This is a genomic window from Brevibacillus thermoruber 423, assembly GCF_000454065.1.
Taxonomy (GTDB): domain Bacteria; phylum Bacillota; class Bacilli; order Brevibacillales; family Brevibacillaceae; genus Brevibacillus; species Brevibacillus thermoruber.
The window spans coordinates 2,501-15,779 of the sequence record NZ_ATNE01000001.1; the positions used below are offsets into that span (position 1 = coordinate 2,501).

At 59.5% G+C, this 13,279-nt stretch carries 11 protein-coding genes (1 of these 11 only partly in view); 1 reads left to right on the plus strand and 10 read right to left on the minus strand.

Annotated elements, in window-relative coordinates; all coding sequences use genetic code 11:
* On the plus strand, nt 1–424 hold the 3' portion of the coding sequence (locus tag M516_RS0100015) for an endonuclease/exonuclease/phosphatase family protein (RefSeq protein WP_029097277.1). Its footprint begins 254 nt before the window's first position; 424 of the gene's 678 nt are visible here — the last part of the coding sequence; its start codon lies off the left edge, out of view; the stop codon is at nt 422–424.
* Here the strand turns inward: M516_RS0100015 and M516_RS0100020 are convergent.
* From M516_RS0100020 to dnaG, 10 genes are all read right to left on the minus strand, one after another.
* Nucleotides 381–1,862, minus strand: coding sequence for an alkaline phosphatase family protein (locus tag M516_RS0100020; RefSeq protein ID WP_029097278.1), 1,482 nt, complete (start codon nt 1,860–1,862; stop codon nt 381–383). The two genes, M516_RS0100015 and M516_RS0100020, sit on opposite strands and share 44 nt — an antisense overlap.
* 108 nt (nt 1,863–1,970) lie before the next feature.
* Nucleotides 1,971–3,482 (minus strand): S41 family peptidase, encoded by a 1,512-nt coding sequence (locus tag M516_RS0100025; RefSeq protein WP_029097279.1) that lies wholly within the window; start codon nt 3,480–3,482, stop codon nt 1,971–1,973.
* Nucleotides 3,479–5,479 (minus strand): S-layer homology domain-containing protein, encoded by a 2,001-nt coding sequence (locus tag M516_RS0100030; RefSeq protein WP_029097280.1) that lies wholly within the window; start codon nt 5,477–5,479, stop codon nt 3,479–3,481. Before M516_RS0100030 ends, M516_RS0100025 begins: the two co-directional genes overlap by 4 nt.
* 112 nt (nt 5,480–5,591) lie before the next feature.
* Nucleotides 5,592–6,707 (minus strand): Nif3-like dinuclear metal center hexameric protein, encoded by a 1,116-nt coding sequence (locus M516_RS0100035; protein ID WP_029097281.1) that lies wholly within the window; start codon nt 6,705–6,707, stop codon nt 5,592–5,594.
* Entirely contained in the window at nt 6,683–7,420 is a 738-nt protein-coding gene (locus M516_RS0100040) for a tRNA (adenine(22)-N(1))-methyltransferase (protein ID WP_029097282.1), read from the minus strand. Before M516_RS0100040 ends, M516_RS0100035 begins: the two co-directional genes overlap by 25 nt.
* Before the next feature lie 116 nt (nt 7,421–7,536).
* On the minus strand, nt 7,537–8,676 hold the full coding sequence (locus M516_RS0100045) for an acyl-CoA dehydrogenase (protein ID WP_029097283.1): 1,140 nt from the start codon (nt 8,674–8,676) through the stop codon (nt 7,537–7,539).
* A gap of 170 nt (nt 8,677–8,846) precedes the next feature.
* On the minus strand, nt 8,847–9,011 hold the full coding sequence (locus tag M516_RS25360; protein WP_162836746.1) for a hypothetical protein: 165 nt from the start codon (nt 9,009–9,011) through the stop codon (nt 8,847–8,849).
* Between the two features lie 67 nt (nt 9,012–9,078).
* A complete protein-coding gene (locus M516_RS0100055; protein ID WP_029097284.1) occupies nt 9,079–9,984 on the minus strand; it encodes a DUF2339 domain-containing protein in 906 nt (301 codons plus the stop codon).
* A 132-nt stretch (nt 9,985–10,116) separates the two neighbouring features.
* Nucleotides 10,117–11,241 carry an RNA polymerase sigma factor RpoD gene (rpoD, locus tag M516_RS0100060; RefSeq protein ID WP_029097285.1) on the minus strand — a complete coding sequence of 375 codons (1,125 nt, stop codon included), beginning with the start codon at nt 11,239–11,241 and terminating at the stop codon, nt 10,117–10,119.
* A 34-nt stretch (nt 11,242–11,275) separates the two neighbouring features.
* The gene (dnaG, locus tag M516_RS0100065; protein ID WP_029097286.1) at nt 11,276–13,156 is read right to left on the minus strand and encodes a DNA primase; all 1,881 of its coding nucleotides are present in this window, start codon (nt 13,154–13,156) and stop codon (nt 11,276–11,278) included.
* Nucleotides 13,157–13,279 lie beyond the last annotated feature (123 nt).

The following is a 13,279-nucleotide window of genomic DNA, read 5'->3' on the forward strand; positions in this document are numbered from 1 at the left end:
CGAGCATGTCGGCCGGTTGGACCTGCCTGCCCGAAAAGAAAAGCGCTGTGTCCTGCAAGCATCCCTCTTCTGCTCGGGCACCCGCGTGTCGTTCTGGGTGACCCACTGCAGCCTCAATCAAGCAAGCCGGCTGGAGCAGATGAAGCTGCTCACGGACAAGGCCGCGAAAAAAAACACCCCCCTGCTGCTGATGGGGGATTTCAACGCGCTGAACGTCTCGTTTGCCCCGATGCTCACCGACTGCGCTCTCGCCACCGGGCAGGACCATCTCGCCACGCTGCCGGCTTTTCGCCGCCGCATTGACTATCTGTTTGCGTCCAGCCATTGGCGAATCAAGCACTACGCCGTTGCGCCCGTAAAATGGTCCGATCACGTCCCGATCATAGCGGAGCTGGAACTGTTACACCCAGTTCCTGCAAAATAAAGTCCTTTACGTCGATCAAACGCGCAGGTACCGAAAACGGCCGGGATGCCCCCGCTACCAGCAGTGGAATCAGGGAGTCCTGCTTGTGCAGGGAACCGTGACTGCCGCCGCCCAGGTGCGTCGGCGAAGCCTCTGACAAAAATTCATAGCCTTCGGCAGCCGACAGTACAAGAACCGGCCCCCGCTGCGAAAACAAGGAACCGTACAGGCGGGAGAACGCGTCCGGATACGTCCCGAAACGGATGTCTCGCCCCTCCCGTTCCACTTCCAGCACGCCCAAATCTCCTTCCGTCCCCCATTCGTTGCCGTACGGATCGCGAAGAGGTCCCCCCTTCCAGAACCGCAGAAGCCGGTCGGAAGCGCCGCGGCGGACCACCACGCGATCCCCCTCCCGCCAGGCGATCAGATCAATCCGCGGGTCCTGGGACACGGCGTCTGCCAAGCGTACCAGTTTCTCCGCCTTCAGCGGGTAGAGGTACGTCATCCGCTCGTTGTTGCAGATGACGACGTCATACGCATCGGTCACGTCCGTACCCAGCCGGTGGACGGAAAACCCGGAAAGCATGGCATCCAGATCGATGTTGTGCTCTTTGCTTTCACCGATCAGCGTCTGGCCGTGGTCGCTGATAAAGATGCACACATTTCGCTCCAGGACCTGTTCCCAGGAACTGTAGTTGTTCAGAAAGCGTACCAACTGCTCATCCACTTCGGCCAGATGCTGAACCGCCTTGTGCGGCGAGACGTGCAGCTTGTGGTCGTTCTCCGGGAGATAGATCAGGGTAAAATCCGGCTGCTTGCCGCTGTTGATCACTTCGATCAGGACGTCAATGGCGTACGTGTCGTTTATGCCGTACCCCTTGGCGGCAGACTGCGCCCAATTCCACACAATCGGGCGAAAGAGGGCGGGCCGAACCAGCGTGCCCAGGCTCATGATCGTGGGGCCGCTCGCTTTTTCGCGCATGCTGAAGCGGGTGACGGCATCCAGCACGGGCGGCATTTGGACCTTGTGGCGCTTGTGCCCGCGGTGGGCGATCACGTTGATCGAGCCCGAGACCAGCCCGTTTTCCTCCAGCACCTCGTGTATCGTTTTTACGTCCCGGCTGAGGTGGCGTTCGTTCAAGTCGAACAGCACGTTTTCCGCACAGTGCTCGAAGCCGAGTTTCCCAACCGAAGCGGTTCCGTTTATATAGTTGACCATCCGGTTCGTCTCCGGATCGTACCAGATCAGACCCGGCACCTTGTGCTGATCGGGGTATACGCCCGTGACAAGCGAACAGTCGATCGAGGCGGTCATGGTCGGAAACACCGTCACGCAGTCCGGAATGTACTGTCCCCGCTCCATGAAAAACTTCAAACCGGGCGCTTTACCCATCGCTATACATCGCTCCAGCACGTCCGACATCATGGAGTCGATGAGGAAGAGGAGTACTTTTTTCATCCGTCTGCCTTCCTTGTCCGTTAGTGTTTGTCGCACATGTTAGTGTTTGTCTTTTCAGGTGCTCTATGCAGAGGAAAAGCCCCTACCTTCTTCGGCAGGGGCCTCGATTCAGCGGGACGCGGCCGGTTTTGCCGCCGTGTAGACGAGCACCGGCTGGTCGTTGTTTTGCTGCAGCACGAGCGTTTTGTACCGCTGCAGATACGGAGCGATCGGCACGTAATCCTGCTCCCCGACGGCGGAGTCGCCGAGCAGCCGGGAGAGTACGGCCGCCCGCACCAGCCACTGGCCGTTTTCCCGTTTGAACAGGGGATCGACAGTGGGAAACGCGATGCCGTTGATCACCGTGTCGCCGTTCTCTTCCGTCAGGCGATACGCCTGTACGTCGAGGGATCGAAGAGCTTCCACGACCTGCGCCGCGTAGTCCTCCACCGCGAGGTCCGGTTCCAGTCCGACGTGATTGACCACAGTGCGCTTGGGAGTGAAGTATTCGTGCAGCGTCAGCTTCAGGGCATCCCCGTTGGACAGCGGAATGATCTGCTGCGCGCTGCCTTTTCCGTAGGTTTTGGTTCCCACCAGCACGGCAATGCCGTGGTCGCGCAGGGCCCCGGCCACCAGTTCGGACGCGGAGGCGGTCCCTTCGTTGACGAGAATGCGGACGGGATACCCGACGTCCCGGCCGTTGCGTACCCAGGTCTCCACCTCCACGCCATTGCGGTTGGTCGTGTACATCAGCAGGCCTTCTTCCATAAACAGGCTGGCCACGTCGCGGGCGGTGGACAGGTAGCCGCCGCTGTTGTCGCGCAAATCCAGGATCAGCCCTTTCAAGGGCCGGATGCGGGAAAGCTGGTCCAGCTTGTCACGAAGCTGTACAGCCGCTTCCGATCCGAAGGTGGCCAGACTGACGTACCCGATCGCACCGCCTTCAAACAGGTCTCCTTCCACCTCGGGCATCGTCACGGCGGCCCGCTTCAGGCGGACCTGTTTTTCCCGTTTTTCCGAAGGCCGGTAGATGGTCAGAACCGCTTCGCTGTTTTCTTCCCCTCGCAGCATGGCGAATGCTTCCTCAAAGCTTTTGCCCTTGAGGGACTTGCCGTCTACCGTCAGCAGTTGATCTCCTTTCCTCAGCTCGGAAGCGGCGGCCGGCGACTGCGGCACGATGTCACGGATCACCAGCAGCCCGTCCTGCATCCGCAGCCGGAAACCAAAACCGACAAACTGGTTTTCGACGCCCGCCTCAAACATCTGCAGGTCGTCCCGGGTGAAAAACATCGTGTGCGGGTCGTCCAGTGTGGCAAGCATCCCGTCAATCGCCCAGCGGTTCAGCGCCGTTTCATCCAGTCGTGCGGCACGCTGCCATTCCGCCAACCGCTGCTCCATCTCCGGCAGCGTGTCGTCGTCCGCCGAAGGCTTCAGCGTCAGGTGTGCTTGTCTGCCCGCCTCTTCGCTGACATGGCTGAGCGCTCCCTGTACCAACTGCTTGGCGGTGGGCTTGCTCAAATGGTTGTCCAGTACATACTGAAACACTTCCGCCGTCTCCGCAAACGGCTGCTCCTCCGCCTGCACGGGGACGGAAACGGCCGTCAGAACAGCGGCGAGCAGCCCTGTGATCATGCGCTTCATCGTGTCGCCCCCTTCACCGCTTCGTCCGGAATTCGCACGTGCACCTCATAGGGGAACGCATACGTTTCCTTGCCCGCATAGGCCACGTACTCCTGGGTGTCGTAAATCTCCTCGTAGCGCCAGACCCGCTGCACCAGCAAATCCGTGTCGCGGTCGATGTAGTACTTGGTCATGTACACGGGGATCTGCTTCACCGTACCGGCGCCAAACGAGCGGTGCTTCACCCGCTCCGCCAAAGCGGGACCGGGAATCCACTCGGTGATGACCTCGTAACGGCCGAGCGACTGCTTGTAATACCGGGCGTGCAGTGTCCGCGCCCGTTCCGCGATGCTGATATCGTCCACCCATTCGTGGAGGAACTCCGGCTCTTTGACGCTGCTTTTTTCCCAGGTCCCGCGTTCAAAATCGCGTTCGTACTGCACGTTCTTGCGGCCGTCGGTGTAGCTCTCCCACTTGTCCAGCACAAGCTGCTGCGGGGACTGGAAGATGCCGAACGTGTGGCCGATCTGATCGCGTTGGTCCACTTCCTGCGTGTACTTCAGCAAAAAGCCGCGCAGCACCGACTCCCCGTGGACGATGTAGCCGTCCTTGTTGTCCATCCGTTTGAGCGTATGCGCCAGGTCCGTGACCAGCGACGGCTGCTGCTTCAGCACGGCCAGCTCCTGGGACAGCAGCCGGGCCAACTGCTGGACCGCTTCTGTCGCCTCGGAGATGTCCGGACTGGCCAGCCACGTCTCCGCTTCATCCAAGCGGTTGGCTTCCACCAGATAGTACACCGCGTTGAGCAGCGCTTCCGGCTTTTTGTCGGCAAACGAGCGGTAACGGACCAGCGCCTCTTCCGTTTTTCCGCTTTTCGCTTCCAGCGCGGCCAGGTAAACGGCCAGCGATTGCCATTCTTCGGAACCTTGCCGCACTTTTGGTTCGTAGCTGCCCAAACGCTCCAGGACACGCCCGTATACGGCAGGGTCTTCCGCCCCCATCTGCAGCGCGATGTCATAGACGTTGGCACAGAGCAGGCGAAGCGTGTCGGGCAGGATGATCTTGTCAGCGAAATACGCGTCGATGGCGGAAAACGCCTGGTCCAGATTTTCCGAAAGCGGGGTCCCCGGGTCCCAGCTCAGGTAGTAGTGCACCCCGATCCGGTTGTCAAACGTGGACGCGGCCAACCGCTTCAGGTCGGCGAACGTCTGCTCGCTGTCTTCGTGGCTGCGGATCGCTTCCACCGCATGGACAAACGTCTCTTCGTCCTTGGTCATCTGATTCGTGTACGTCGCGAACAGCGGGAACAGTTCCCGAATCTCCGGAACCGTCGGAAACTTTTGGCCGTTGTAATCGAGCAGCGGCAGCAGCAGGTCCCCCTGCATGGATGCGAGCAGTCGGTCGGCCACGACGGCCGCTTCGCCCCGCTTCAGCTTCTCCTCCGGCCGGCCGTCCATCCACCCCGCTGCGGTGATGTTCTGCCAGGACTGCTCCCCGTCCGCGCCCATCGCGTACATCTGCAGCAGTTTGGCCGCTTCCTCGCGGGTGATGGGCTGGTCTGGATGCAGTTCCTTTCCGGGAAACACCTGCTGAATCGCCCCGGGACCGTACAGGCGCTCCAGCAAAACGGAGACGCGCAGGATCGGATCGTACATCCAGGTCAGCCGGTCCACGTCCGCGTATGGCAGATACGGCTCGTCAAAACCTTCTCCCTGGCCGTACTCCTCGTGTTCGGACAAAAAGGTGAGCGGGTACAGATGAAGCTGCCCCTGCTCGTACAGCCGATCCACCAGGGCGAGAAACTCGGCCCGGGTCATCTCCCGTTCCGGATAAAAGCGGTCGATGCCGGCGCCCGCCGTAAACAATCCGGCCTTCACCCCGCGGATGATCGCCGCTTTGGCCCAGTGTTTGCCGATGTCCCCATACGGGACGACCCCTTCGCTGGCGCGGGCGGTAACGGGGGCGAAGAGCCCAGAGACGAGCAGCCCGCACGCCATGATTTGGATTGTCTTTCGCACAAAAATCCCCCTAACGTTTTGCTCACACGCACCTTCCGCAAACCGCCCCGGCGCTCCGCCTGCGGTCAAACGCGGGCCTTCCGCCTGACGTCGGCGGGCGCGCGCGGCCTGCTTACACAAATTGGAACGGATCCGTGTGTACGGAGGATGCGAACACTTCCGTCTGGTAGCCGTTTGCTTTCAACTGTTCCGCCAGATAGGAAGCCAGCTTCTCTTTCATGATTTTTTCAATGTTGTGGCCGGCGTCGATGATAAAGAGTCCCTCCGCCTGCGCGTCGTGAGCGGTATGATAGCCGATATCGCCCGTCACGAACACGTCGGCTCCGCGAAAAACGGCTTTGGAGACAAACGAGCTGCCGTCCCCGCCAACCACCGCCACTTTGCGCACGGTGGCGTCCAGGTCGCCGACGACGCGAACGCCCGAAAGCGAGAAACGCTCCTTGATCCGCTCCGCCAGCTCACGCAGCGTCACGGGCTGCGGCAGCTTGCCGATTCGGCCGATTCCCAGCCCGGTGCCGGACGCCTCCAGCGGAATCACGTCGTAGGCGACCTCCTCGTACGGATGGGCGGCCAGCATCGCCTTGATCACGGCCGCCTGACGGGAAGCGGGCATCACCGTCTCCAGCCGGACTTCTTCCACCCGCTCCAGCGTTCCCTGCTGGCCGATGTGGGGATTGGTTCCCTCCCGCGGCAAAAACGTTCCCGTTCCCTCCACCTGGAACGAACAGTGGCTGTAGTTGCCGACCCATCCGGCTCCCGCCTCGGAAACGGCCTGAAACACCGCGTCCCGATGGGAAAGCGGGACGTAGACGACCAGTTTTTTCAACGCCTCCTGATAGCTAACGTCAAGCACCTCCACATCGCCCAGACCGATCGCTTCGGCCAGCCAGTCGTTCAGTCCGCCGGCGGCCGCGTCGAGGTTGGTGTGCGCCGTGTAGACGGCGATGTCGTGCTTCAAAAGCTTCTCATAGACCCGCCCGGCCGCCAGATCCGTGCGCAAGTGCTTGAGCGGCCGGTAAATCACCGCGTGGTGGGCGACGATCAGGTCCACTTTTTCGGCGATGGCTTCGTCAACGACCTCTTCCAGCACGTCAAGGGCCACCATCACTTTTTTTACCTGCTTCTGCAGCGTCCCGACGTGCAGGCCGATCTTGTCCCCTTCCAGCGCCAGTGCTTTGGGCGCCAGCCGCTCCACGTATTGGATTACCGTTTGTCCGTGTGCAAACATGCGATCACCTCGTCTAACCATTCCAGTTCCGCTTCTATCTGCCGGGTCCGCTCCGCCGCTTCCGGCTTGCGGGACTGCTGCAGTTGGGACAGCACCCGCTGCCACTTGTCCCGCTCCTGCCGCCACTTTTTCAGGAGGATCGGCGACTTTTCCTCCCACAGGAACGGACCGATGCGCAGCAGTTCCTCCAGGCTGCGCTCCTTCCCTTCGTACGGCTTGGCCGGCTCTCCCCGCTCCGCCACGAGGATTTCGTAGATGATGCCGTCTTCTTCCAAAATGGATTCCGCCACCAACTGCCAACCGTTTTCCAGCAGCCATCGGCGGACCAGTTCTTCTCCCACATTGGGCTGCAGGATCAGGCGCCGGACTCCCTCCAGCTTGTCAGCCCCGGCGGCGAGAATCGAGACAATCAGTTGACCGCCCATGCCGGCGATGCAGACCGCGTCCACTTCGCCCGGACGGAGGACCGACAGCCCGTCCCCCTTGCGCACCGACGCACGGTCGCGCAGCGCCAGCGTCTGGATTTGTCGGAGAGCCGCCTGGTACGGACCTTCGTTCAGCTCTCCGACGATCACAAACGACGCGATGCCCCGCACAAGCAAATAAGAAGCCAGTAACGCGTGGTCCGAACCGATGTCGGCGACGCGGGCTCCCTGCGGACAATAGCGGGCAATCGTCTCAAGCCGCTTGGAAATGATCAATGATGATGTCATACCTACTCTTCACCTTCCATGTCCTTTATTCTACCCTATTTGTCCAAGATTGCCCAATGCAAAAAAGCGCAAAAAACCCCGCCTTTCGTCAAGGCGGGGAACACGCGCGACAACCGCTAACAGCCGATTTCGCGGGCGATCACGTTTCGCAGGATTTCCGAAGTGCCTTCGCCGATTTCCAGCAGACGGGCGTCGCGGAAGAAGCGCTCCACCTGGTATTCGCGCATGTACCCGTAGCCGCCGTGGATCTGGATCGCCTGATGGGTGACGGCCATCGCCACTTCCGACGCGTACAGCTTCGCCATCGCCGCTTCCTTGGTGAACGGGCGGCCGTTGTCTTTCAGCCAGGCCGCCTTGTACACCATGTTGCGGGCCAATTCGATCTGCATCGCCATGTCCGCCAGCTTGTGCTGGATGGCTTGAAACTTGGAAATGGACTGACCGAACGCCGTCCGCTGCCGGGCGTACTGCAGCGCCTTGTCGTAAGCCGCCTGGGCGATACCCACAGCCATCGCGCCGATGCCGATGCGCCCGCCGTCCAGCGTGATCAGGAATTGTTTGAAGCCCTCGCCCGGCTTTCCGAGGATGTTCTCGTCCGGCACGCGGACGTTTTCCAAAATCAGCTCCGTCGTGTTGGAGCTGTGCAGGCCCAGCTTTTCGTAGTTGGCCAGCACCGTGAAGCCGGGCGCATCCGTCGGCACGATGAACGCGGTGATGCCCCGCGAACCTTTTTCTTTCTCCGTAACGGCCGTCAACGCGAGAAATTGGGCGTACGAGGCATTGGTGATGAAGCACTTCGACCCGTTGATCAGCCACTCGCCGCCGTCCCGCACGGCGGTCGTTTTCGTGCCGCCCGCGTCCGACCCGGCGTTCGGCTCCGTCAGACCAAAGGCGCCCAGGCTCTCGCCGGAGCAGATTTTCGTCAGGTACTTCGCCTTTTGCGCTTCCGTACCAAACAGGGCGAGCGGCGCCCCGCCCAGCGAGATGTGGGCCGAATAGGTGATCCCGGTCGAACCGCACGCACGGCTCAGCTCTTCGACGACGATGGCAAAGCTGACCGTATCCGCCCCTGCACCGCCGTACTCCTCGGGAAACGGCAGCCCGAGCAGATTCAGCTCGGCCAACTGCCGAAAAATATCCACGGGAAACGCCTTGGTGCGATCCCGCTCATCCGCTCCCGGCGCCACTACTTCATCGGCGAACGAACGGATCATGCTTTTCAGCATCCGCTGTTCTTCCGTCAAGTCAAAATGCATGGTTGTCCGCCTCCTTGCAAGCGCTTTTTTACAAGATCATCAACGTGTCTTCCGTTCTGACTGAGCGTTTGTTCAGATCGTATCACCATTATACACCAGCAAACTGTCGGATGTGTATGTTTTTTCAGAAAAGTTTTTCGCCGATGTTGGCTGAAAGAAAAAAGGCGCGCTTACCGCCTGCGCGCCCCGATGACAATCCCCGCCATGAACGAGAGAATTCCCAGAATGTACCCGAGATTGTAGGTCGGAACGTTGACCACTTTGGCAAACGTCTCGACGCCGAAGAACACGGCGGTCAACACGATGAAGATCAATACCCGCCATTTGCTTTCCACATGTTTCACCTCGCACGTCGCATGTAGACCAATCGTACACCTTTCTCATCTACAGGCCAAACAGGCTCTACAGCCTGAGCCACTGAAACCAGTAGGAACGGGTCATAAAAAACAGCACGGAACTCGCGAAGACCTTGACGAACAGCAGAAGCTGGATGACGTCCTGCCGCGCCTGGGGAATGTAGAGGGACTGAATCTCCGCGCCAAACCAGATGATCATGCCGCAGACGGCCAGCACGCCTGCCCATTTCGGCTGACGGCCGTGCAGCAAAAACCCGAGCCCGGTCATCAGGCCGGCAATCGGCACCCAGTACAGCTCCGCCCGCCACCAGGCATACTCGGTCCCCACCCGCTCCAGCGTCGCCACTCCGTACACCAGGCTGAGGCCGATCAGGCCGCAGTACAGCAGATACTCATAGCCGAACAGAAACGCGCTGGCGCACCACAGCAGGCAGACAACGGCCAAGTACGCGAGCAGGAGCGAGAGCGGCCCCTCCCATTGGTTGAGGATGTAGACCCCGCCGAAAATCATCACCAGGGACGACAACCCCAGCAAAAGATGGGGCAAAGGTGTGGCAGACCGCCGGAAAACGACTGCCAGGATATAGAAGGCGAGCGCAAAACAGGCAAAGATGGCAATTTGCATTAAGGGGGTAAAACGGTTAAAATGGAAAGCAAGTAAGATCGTTCCTGCAATCAGGCAGGCGCCCAACAGCCAGGCCAGGATCATCTTCCCCGATACGGGATGGCCGCTCCCAGACACGTACGGCCGCGTTGTTTTCGTCCCCCCCGCAGCCGCCGAACCGGATCCTGTTCCCTTCTCTCCTCCTTTGCCCACCGCAGCGGGAGTTGGCGGACGATCTCCTTCGGTGTACAGGTTCAACAAAAAGATGCAGTAATGTTCAGGCAGCAGGTTGTTGCGCCGCCAGTTTTCGATCTCGGCGATGATGATGCGTTTGCGCTGGTCGTCCAACGCGAGCCCCTCCTCACGACAGGTACTAAGGTGGAGGGCAAACAGCGGCAGCCGCCGGAAGCGTATCGTTTGCCCGATGGAAAAAGAAAAGCCTACGCCGGCTTCACGTAGGCCACTTACTACCTATATCGGTTATTCGAGGAAATCTTTTAAGCGTTTGCTGCGGCTCGGATGGCGAAGTTTGCGCAGGGCTTTCGCTTCGATCTGGCGAATCCGCTCGCGGGTCACGCCAAACACTTTCCCCACTTCTTCCAGCGTGCGGGTCCGCCCGTCATCCAAGCCAAAACGCAGGCGAAGCACATTTTCTTCGCGATCGGTCAGCGTGTCCAGCACGTCTTCCAACTGCTCTTTCAAGAGTTCGTAAGCGGCTGCGTCAGACGGCTCCAGCGCATCCTGGTCTTCGATAAAGTCGCCCAGATGGGAGTCGTCTTCTTCCCCGATCGGCGTTTCCAGCGACACCGGCTCCTGTGCGATCTTCATGATCTCCCGCACTTTTTCCGGCGTCAGATCCATTTTTTCCGCGATCTCTTCCGGCAGCGGCTCTCGTCCCAGTTCCTGCAGCAGTTGGCGGGATACGCGGATCAGCTTGTTGATGGTCTCCACCATGTGAACCGGAATGCGGATCGTGCGCGCCTGGTCGGCGATGGCGCGGGTGATGGCCTGGCGGATCCACCAGGTCGCGTAGGTGCTGAACTTGTATCCCTTGCGGTAGTCGAATTTCTCAACGGCTTTGATCAAGCCCATGTTTCCTTCCTGAATCAAGTCGAGGAACAGCATGCCGCGGCCGACGTAACGCTTGGCGATGGACACCACCAGGCGCAGGTTGGCTTCCGCCAGACGCCGCTTTGCCTCCTCATCCCCCTGCTCGATCCGCTGCGCCAGTTTGATCTCCTCTTCGGCGGAAAGCAGAGGAACGCGGCCGATTTCCTTCAGGTACATTCGTACAGGGTCGTTGATCTTAATTCCGGGCGGTACGGAGAGATCGTCGAAGTCGAACTCTTCGGTGTCCTCATCCTTCATGATCAAATCGTCCACATCGTCGTCGTCATCGCTGTCGTTGTTCAGCTCGATGCCCTGATCGCTCAGATATTCAAAGAACTCATCCATTTGGTCCGAGTCTTGTTCAAATCCGGAGAGGCGTTCCATGATTTCCTTGTACGACAGCACGCCGCGCTTTTTACCCAACTCGACCAACTGTTCCTTCACTTGTTCAATGGACGCTGCTTCCATGTCTGACGTGATGTTTTGTTTGTTCATCTACTATCCCTCCTTCCCCGGGAATGATCGGATGCTACCCTTCCTTTAAAGCATTTTCCAATTCAAGAATCTTCATCCCTATGACGGCTGCTTGAATTTCCAGTTCTCTGCGCGCTTCCTCGCTGTCCGCGGAGGAGGCTTGGAGATGCAGGCTGCGCTGTTCCTCGCGCAGACGCTCCAGCTCGGCGCGCTTCGGGTAGTGATTCACTTGCTTGATGTAGTCCCCGATCTCTTGATCAGATACGTCTTCTCTACACTCCATCATCGCCAATCCCGAGGCTAATTGCTTTAACGATTCATCTTGCAGGTAATGGATAAACTGTCCAGGGTCTTCCGGATGTCCTTCCGCGAAGTAGGCGTACAGGTAGGCGGCCAGCGCGTCGTGTTCATCCACCTGAAAAGAGGCGCTGCACTCCGTCTGGACGCGTTCGGCGATGTGCCGGTTTCGCATCATGTAGTACAGCAGCATGCGCTCGGCCGTGTGGTAAGCGGGCGGCAGTGTTTTTGCGAGCGTAACTTTGCCATTATTTATACTATTATTCCATGCTGGCGATACTTTATCCCTGTGGCTGTTACTTTTTTGCTGTTTGTACAGCCGCCGGGCCTCCCACTTGAGCGTGTCAAGCGAAATCGCGTATTCTTCCGCCAACTGCCGCAAATACAAGTCCCGCTCTACCGGGCTGTTCAGTTCGTTGACGATCGCGAGCGCCTTCTCGATGAACTGCGCCTGATCCGTCTCATCCTGTATTACGTGGCTGGCGCGCAAATGTTTCAGGCGAAACGCGGTAACCGGCATCGCCTGCAGCAGCACCTGCTGCGAAAACGCCTCCGGGCCGTGCTGGCGGATGTAATCGTCGGGGTCCGTTCCCTGCGGCAGCGGAGCCACCCGCACGATCAGTCCGGCCTCCTGCAGCACGTGAATCGCCTTGGCCGTCGCCTCCTGGCCGGCAGCGTCTCCGTCATAGCAGAGGACGACCTGTTCCACGTTGCGGCGGATGATCCGCGCCTGCTGCTCGGTAAGCGCGGTTCCCAGTGTGGCGATGCCCTGGGGAAAACCGGCCTGCCATGCCGAGACGACATCGACGTAGCCCTCGAACAGCAGCGCCTGCTTCCGCTTTCGCATGAAAGGACGGGCCCGGTGCAGATTGAACAAGGTGGCGCTCTTGTTGAACAGCGGACTTTCCGGGCTGTTCAGGTACTTGGGCTGTTTGGCCTGCTGCCTGGACGCGGAAGCGGTATCCAGCAGCCGGCCGCCAAAGCCGATGATGTTGCCCTGCGAATCGTGGATGGGGAACATGATCCGTCCGCGAAAGCGGTCAAAGATGTTGCCCGCTTCACTTTTGGCCAAGAGTCCCGCTTCCACCATCAGGTCCAGGGAAAAGCCGCGCTTTTGCAGAAACTGTGTGACGAAATCCCACGAATCCGGCGCGAACCCGATCTGAAATTCCGCAATGGTCTGCGGCGAAAGGCCGCGCTTCGACAGATACGTCATCGCTTCCTTCCCGTAGGGCGTTTCCGTCAGGACGTAGTGGTACAGTTTGCCGACCAACTGGTGGGCCTTCAGCATCGCCTGCTTGGCCCGATTCTCCGGCGGATCGTCATCCTCCTTGCCGTGCGTCGAAGGCAGCTCAATCCCCGCGCGTTCCGCCAGCTTGTGCAGCGCTTCGGGGAAGGTCAACTGCTCCATCTTCATTAAAAAGGAAAAGACATCTCCGCCTGCCCCACAGCCAAAGCAATGAAAAAACTGTCGTTCCGCGTTGACGTTGAAGGAGGGTGTCTTTTCCGAGTGGAACGGACAAAGACCGAGGAACGCCCGCCCGCTTTTCCGGAGCTGAACGTATTCTCCCACCACGTCCACGATGTCCACAGCGGCACGGACTCGGTTCACAAAATCAGCTGAATAGGGACCAGCCATGTCTTTCCACCTTTTTAGAGAATCGCGCAATGAGGATATTTAGTTCGTCAAAATTCGTCATTTTCCTTCTTGGAAATGCACTCCTTTTCTACTTTTCCACATTTCCGCAGACTATAAACGCCG